The 6,674-nt window shown below is 47.7% G+C and carries 5 protein-coding genes and 1 pseudogene; 3 read left to right on the top strand and 3 right to left on the bottom strand.

The annotated features are described in order from the left end of the window. The 3 genes and pseudogenes from WCL58_RS20395 to WCL58_RS20385 form a co-directional block, all read left to right on the top strand. Positions 1–724 (top strand): annotated as a pseudogene (locus WCL58_RS20395) (hypothetical protein); the annotation flags it as partial. Continuing rightward, positions 724–3,276 carry a hypothetical protein gene (locus tag WCL58_RS20390; RefSeq protein ID WP_336851536.1) on the top strand — a complete coding sequence of 851 codons (2,553 nt, stop codon included), beginning with the start codon at positions 724–726 and terminating at the stop codon, positions 3,274–3,276. The pseudogene WCL58_RS20395 and the gene WCL58_RS20390, both read left to right, overlap by 1 nt. 13 nt (positions 3,277–3,289) lie before the next feature. Next, positions 3,290–3,745, top strand: coding sequence for a hypothetical protein (locus WCL58_RS20385; RefSeq protein ID WP_130016940.1), 456 nt, complete (start codon positions 3,290–3,292; stop codon positions 3,743–3,745). A gap of 255 nt (positions 3,746–4,000) precedes the next feature. Here the strand turns inward: WCL58_RS20385 and WCL58_RS20380 are convergent, their stop codons facing one another. The 3 genes from WCL58_RS20380 to WCL58_RS20370 all read right to left on the bottom strand — a co-directional run bounded on the left by WCL58_RS20380 (position 4,001) and on the right by WCL58_RS20370 (position 6,278). Beyond that, positions 4,001–4,474, bottom strand: coding sequence for a hypothetical protein (locus tag WCL58_RS20380; RefSeq protein WP_062792637.1), 474 nt, complete (start codon positions 4,472–4,474; stop codon positions 4,001–4,003). A gap of 452 nt (positions 4,475–4,926) precedes the next feature. Further along, positions 4,927–5,496: a Panacea domain-containing protein gene (locus tag WCL58_RS20375; protein WP_062792636.1), complete on the bottom strand. Its 570-nt coding sequence runs from the start codon at positions 5,494–5,496 to the stop codon at positions 4,927–4,929. Between the two features lie 539 nt (positions 5,497–6,035). Beyond that, positions 6,036–6,278 carry a helix-turn-helix transcriptional regulator gene (locus WCL58_RS20370; RefSeq protein ID WP_130016941.1) on the bottom strand — a complete coding sequence of 81 codons (243 nt, stop codon included), beginning with the start codon at positions 6,276–6,278 and terminating at the stop codon, positions 6,036–6,038. Positions 6,279–6,674: the final 396 nt, after the last annotated feature.

Here is a 6,674-nt window from a genome sequence, read left to right as displayed (position 1 = left end):
TTTAGATGCAACATTGAAAGAAAGGACGTCAGTTTACCAGGCTGAACGAATGAAATTTAAAGAGGCGCAAGCTAAGGCCCGCCAGGATATTTCTGATGAAAAAGCCGTCCTGGAGTCGCGAAACACAGAACTTCAACAACAGATAGATAATCATGTCGAAGGGGCCAGGGCTGCACAGGATGTTGCAGATATAAGCAAGGGCGTCATACCAGATTCTGTCAAGCCGCTGATTGAGCGACGTGCTCAGCAGATAAGAGAAGGATTGCAAGAAAGCCCGCTTGCCCTCGGTGTGCGAACGGCATCCCAGCGATTTGATGATGCTGATATCTCCATTCGAGAAAACGCTATGCGGGCTGCCATAGCTCAGGCGAAGCGCGGTGAGGATATCAAGGTAGATCCATTCTTTGACCTTATGGACCCGGTAAAAAGACCAACTGCTATTGAGCAACTTTCAAGACCATCCCAGCCTACGCCCGATCCCGTTGCTGATTCTGTCAGTGCAGCAGCAGAGCAACAGGCTAAGCGAGCAAACCGTGAAGATGCCGACATGCTTAATGCTCAAGAGGATTTTGAGGCCGAATTAAACATTCTTAATGCGCTCGCTGACTCTGCAGACAATGCAAAGCTCAAAGAAGAACTTAAAACAATTCGTCAGGAAGCTAACGATACCAGCCTGCAAAAAGGTATCCAGGCCGCTGCTGGCTGCATGATAGGTAAAATGTGATGGCAAACCGTTATTTGGCTGACTGTGAAAAAATAGTTATTAAGGCCGCCGGCCGTGATCTGTCAGACGATGAACTACAGGATGTGTTCGGGCAGCTTCGGAGAAACATCGATCGCTATCAGGCAGAGAACGCCTCAATCACTCTTGAAGAGGCCGCTCTGAAAGCTGCTGATGAAATGGTCAGGGGCGACAAACTGGCCAGGGTGATCGAGGCTCGTAACAAGGCGATTAACCTTAAGATCAGGACTAAGCTCGAAAGCTTTTTAAACAATAGCAAAGAATCTCTTGGTGCCGATCGGCCAGATATAGCGCTATCAGCACTATTGGTTTCCCGCAATGAGGCTGCGGAAGGCTTCCGCGCCTCGGCGTCTCGCGAGCAGGGGCAGCTTGAGGGGAAATACATTGCAGGCTTTGAGCATGATTTAAATCAGTCAGGGCTATCCAAGGCCCTATCCTCTGGTGAGTATGACCAAGAGATCGCCGATGCGCTTTGGAAAGTAGGTCGCGGAGAGCCAACAGCAGGCTTGTCGAAAGAGTCTATCAAACTTGCCGAGATAATTAACAAATGGCAAGAGGTGGCAAGGCTTGATAGCAACCGCGCAGGGTCATTCATTGGCAAGCTGGCTGGTTATATAACGCGGCAAAGCCATGACTGGGCGAAAATCCGGGGGGCTGGGTACGAGGCTTGGCGGGATACAATTCTTCCCCGCCTTGATCATTCCACCTTCGACGGCGTAGCTAATCGCGACGAGTTTTTGCAGAGCGTCTATAACGGTCTGGCGTCTGGTATCCATTTGAGTAATCAGAAGTCGGATTGGTTATCCGGATTTAAAGGTGGATCTAATCAGGCTAAGCGTGCGAGCCAAGAGCGCGTTTTACACTTTAAGGATGGCGTTGCATGGCATGAGTACAATAAGGCCTATGGTGTTGGCAACCTGCGCGAATCTGTTATGTCAGGGCTAACCAGTTCCGCTAGGACTACCGGCGTAATGCGGGTACTCGGCACAAACCCTGAAAATATGTTCGGTCATTTATTCGAAACTCAACAGGCGCGACTCAAGAAGCTGAACAATCCTGCGGCTGAGGCTGATTTTGCCGGGCGCCGGCGCGCTTTGGAAAATGAGCTTTCAGAAATTTTGGGGTACAACAGCATACCTGCCAACTCAGCGATAGCCAGAGCCGGGGCAACCATCAGGGCGGTAGAGGGAATGACCAAGCTTGGCGGGGCGGTAATATCTTCGTTTAACGACGTTGGCAACGCTGCGATGGAACTGCGCTACCAGGGCATGAATTTAATGGATGCAATGGGGAAAAGCATCGCAGGAAAGCTCAAAGGATACAGCGCGGCAGATCAGAAAGAAATTCTTGGATACATGGGGATTTTTACTGACTCAGTACGCGATGAGATGATAGCTAAATTCTCCGGTGATACGTCGGTGCCTGGGCGCATATCACGGTTGCAGCGTACCTTCTTCAAGCTAAACCTATTGAACTGGTGGACAGAGAACAGTCGAAAATCTATGGGCTTGGTAATGTCCAACTGGATGGCGCGAAACTCAAAATCTGCCTGGTCCTCCATGAATGATGACCTGCGACGGGTGCTTAACTCCAGCGGCATCACCGAACGTGAATGGAATCTTTATCGCGACATGGAAATGGATAGCGTCCGTGGCAATCAGCACATGACCCCCAATGGTGTTAAATATATTCCAGATGAGCGGATCGCTGAATATGTTGCTGCCGATGGGCTTCAAGTCAATAAATCCAGCATTGCTGCGGCGCGTGAGTCGCTGGAAGGTAAGCTGCGTGGGTATTATCTTGACCGTGTGCTCATTGCTATGTCAGAGCCTGGCGCCAGAACCCGTGCAATGATGAAGCAGGGCACGCAGCCTGGCACCCCCCTTGGTGAGGCCATCCGCTTTGGTGGACAGTTCAAATCGTTTACTGGTTCTTTCATGCAGAATACCATCGGGCGTGAAATATATGGTCGAGGTTATACGCCGGCAGAATTGGGGCAAAGTCGCTTTACCAGCCTGGCCAATGCCATGCGCAATGGTAACGGCGAAAAGATGGGGCTGGCCCAACTGTTTATTTGGATGACGGCATTGGGCTATGTATCGATGCAAACCAAGCTGTTACTGAAAGGTCAGACACCACGCCCGGCGGATGCCAAAACGTTCCTGGCTGCAGCGGCGCAGGGTGGTGGTCTCGGTATCATGGGTGATTTCCTTTTTGGTGAATATAACCGGTTTGGCGGTGGTCTGGCATCGAGCTTGGCGGGCCCTGCCGTTGGCGACCTGGACCAGATCCGCAACTTGTTCTTGCGAGCGAGAGACGGTGACGCGAAAGCGGCTGATCTGCTGAAGTTTGGTATTGACCATACGCCGTTCATGAACCTGCACGTAGTGCGCCCGGCGATGAATTATCTCATTCTTAACCGTGCGCAAGAATGGCTTAGCCCAGGTTCTCTTGAGCGATATCGCCAGCGGGTAGAAAAAGAGCAGGGGAATACCTTCATTGTTCCACCTTCTCAGTTTATGCTTGGAAGATAGCCAAGGAGGAACCGTGACAATATACACAGATAACCCCGTAGCAGGGGTTAATCAGTCTTTATGCAATATTCCGCCATCTTTCAGTGAGGCGTTAACCGCTTCTCTATCATCCGGATGGCATGATAGTGCTTTGGTTTCGTACTTTAGAAATTCAAAGCTAGACGGTATGTCAGCAAAAAGTAGTTCTGATTTTGTTGAAAAAGGTATAGCTGACGAAGCGCTTATGAACTATGGGGTTAGCTTTGTTAACGTGCCAGAACATGGCATTAAGAAAGATGTTTTTAATGCAATTATAGATGATAGGATAACGCAAATTCACAATGAACAAACTCTTTGCGGTGTTGTAGATGGAACTCCGCTATCTTATCTATCAGCTACGTTTTGCTTTATATCATCACCAATAACAATTATTGTCATTCTATTAATTGGGTTTCTATTATTAAGAATGAAAAGGAATAACCTAAGATAATTTAAGAGGGGCTCTATGGGCACCCTGTCATTTTTTGTACTTATGCTTATCACTGCAAGGAAATGAACCTCATGGAAAAGAAAGGTAAGCAAAGACCGCACCGACTAACGATTCGCCGCTCAGAGGAGTACAAAGCGAGGCTAAGTGCTGCGTCGGAACTTCTCGCCAGTAAGCTAGATACACTGATAGGAAAGTAGGGTCTTCATTACGTCACGGTAAATTTTTAGGTGGCCAACCACCAAGCCATAATGGGGCTTATAATGCCATCAGTTCTGCTTTCATAGCTGTGGTTTCTTTCTCGATATTCCTATACAAGGTTGTCGCATTAACCACGTCAGAAGCCGAAAATTCTCTTCTGAAACCATCTCTTAGGTAGTATACAAAAGATTGCTCAAAGGTAGAAATTGCTTCCATTGATCTTTCAATGTTCAATTCCAGAAAGTAAACCGTGGTGATAAGTTCCATCTTTGCTATGGATTTGTCTCGAGCCATGTCAATGCTATCAATGCTGTATTCTACATTGTTGTACGCGTGGCTAATGCATATAAAGTAAAGATACATTGCCCTTTCCATATCTATTATCGAAAGGTACAACTCCTCTTTCTTTTGTTTTTTGAGCTTTAAGTTTTCTTGTTTCTGTGTGAAGTGATAGTTCACTACAGCGGTTAGAGCTACGGCCGCCAGTGTTACACCTGCACCAATCAACGCCCCGAGAAGTGTACTATCCATTTATTCATCCTGAAATAATTCAATGGGCAACAAAAATCCCTTTGCGGGGTTTGATTAACAATGCTGGCGGAAGAATTTTAATACCTTACCGGTGGTAAAGTCTGATGCTTCAAACCCAGCAAGAACTCGTTGAAACACTACCTCATCCATTGCCCTGTGAATCGTAATCTCGCCGCTTTGTTCTCTGGATACAACGTTTGGAACTTTCCAGATGATGGCATCAGCATAGTAGACGTAACTATCATGATGAATGAAGTGATGATCCCCGGCGCGGAGTATACATGCAGGATCATGGTGTGCCGGCGCCGGGTAGATTGTGGTGATGTTCACCGCTAGAACGCAATCGCAGCCATGGACAGGATAATGAACTGGGTCATTGCAGATTACGTGCAGGTGATTAGACCCACCAACAGGGGCGAGGACGGTGCCTTTCCTGTATGGTGAGTACGCTGTCATGCAAGCTCGCTACTAAATTGCTTCAGGAGTTCACGCTCTCTCATTCTTTCCAGAATGAGAATGGCTTCTTCTTCCGACTTCCCGCCGGCCATGAAAATGGCTTTTGGGCTGATCGGCACCGATGAGCCATGAGGGTTCTGCCACTCAGGGCAGACTTGATGCGTAAGATCGCAGAGTTCAAAGCGTTTGTAATGCCCGTACTCAGCAAAGATACGATCCAAAATCCGCTTGTCGGCGCGGCTCAATTCGTCAAAAGCGTCTTCATCATCAACACTATGAACATTTTTTTTGACTGAAACCTCGTAGTTAGCCTCACCAGAAATCCAGTCATCCCAAGGAGATTCTTCCTCTGGGCTTCCTGATTTCAGCAAGTCATAAGTACGAGAGAGCACCGGGCCGTTATTCATTGATACAGCCCTATCGCCGGTCATTGAGTCTCCATAGCAGATCATGTACTCACGATCTGCCAGGTACAGCAACTTCATGAGCTTGATGTATGCCATGCGCCCGCCGCGTTTCAGCAGCAGGTAACCAGCCATTTGAGCTGTTTTATTTTCGCTGAACATAGTCAACCTCCAGTTCGATTACCATTCTGGTAATCTACGTGTTCATTATGAGTACAATTAATACTGTAGTCAATCTCAGCCCGGGCGGTAGTTTGCCTGCCAGTGCTGAAACAAAATAAGAGTAAACTACTGGAACTACACAAAAAGTGTAGTGGTCTCATCCTTCCTATTACGTGGTCGATATGGATGGCCTGGGTTTCATTATCCAAGCCTGGATAATGTTGATAATTAAAGATAAGTAACTAAGAGAATGTGGGTGAGGGATGCGTCCAGTTGTGGACGCATCTTCAAGCGGCCGAGTTTCTGGCTGATTACTGCACCTTCGTCTGTAGCGCGATGAAGGTTGCGTGTGTGGCGATCGCCGCCATGTTCTTGGCGCACTGCAGAATGTTATAGTAGCGCATCACCTCGACTTAACGCACGATGCTGGCAACGCTATGGACCTTGTCTGCCAACTCCTCAACCAACGCGGTGATCTGCAGGTAGTGCTCATCACTGAGCAGGGCCGGGATCACTTTTTACCGTGACTTATATTGCAATCACTTTCGCACAGGGCGCGTCTTGCGTTGCCTAACATCTGGAGCGTTTGTTGGCTTTTTACCGGTGCCAGCCTCTTGCCGGCCATCAAGCCAAACCTCTACTTCATCGCTATTCCACGCTACGCGACTCTCTGTGATGGCAAATCGTTTAGGGAATTCTCCGGCCTTCTCTAGCGCATTGATGGTGGACCAAGACAGCGGCACTATTTGCATGAGCTTTTTTTTATCAATTGCTGCTTTCATAGATATATCTCCGTATTTGCGATTAACTGCTCAGAGGTGTAGACCGCGGTCGGTGTCAGTTATCTGATTTGCTGAAGAGATCTGTGACATTGGTGGGTAGCTAAAGAGCGGTATTGGAACTGAACCAACACCTAAACTCCATTTGTTGGTTCAAAATGGTGTGCTGTTGGTTCACTTTTTTGAAATAAAACCATACAAAACAATCATCCTTACAAATTGAACCAACTGAACTGACTGAACCAACATGTTTTTGTTTATATATAGAGAAACATCAGGGGTGACACTCTTTCAAACGGTGGGATGGGGCTTCGCGGGCAGTTATTTTATTATTGCTCTGTCTTTTGTGGTTCAACCTCTATCCCCTGGCCGGTTTCTGTATCAGAGGCTTGTACCAGA

Source organism: Serratia sp. TMDUHS_CL, assembly GCF_037137105.1.
Lineage (GTDB): Bacteria > Pseudomonadota > Gammaproteobacteria > Enterobacterales > Enterobacteriaceae > Serratia > Serratia nevei.
The sequence above is the reverse complement of the archived record's forward strand: the minus strand, read 5'-3'. Positions and strand labels throughout refer to the sequence as shown.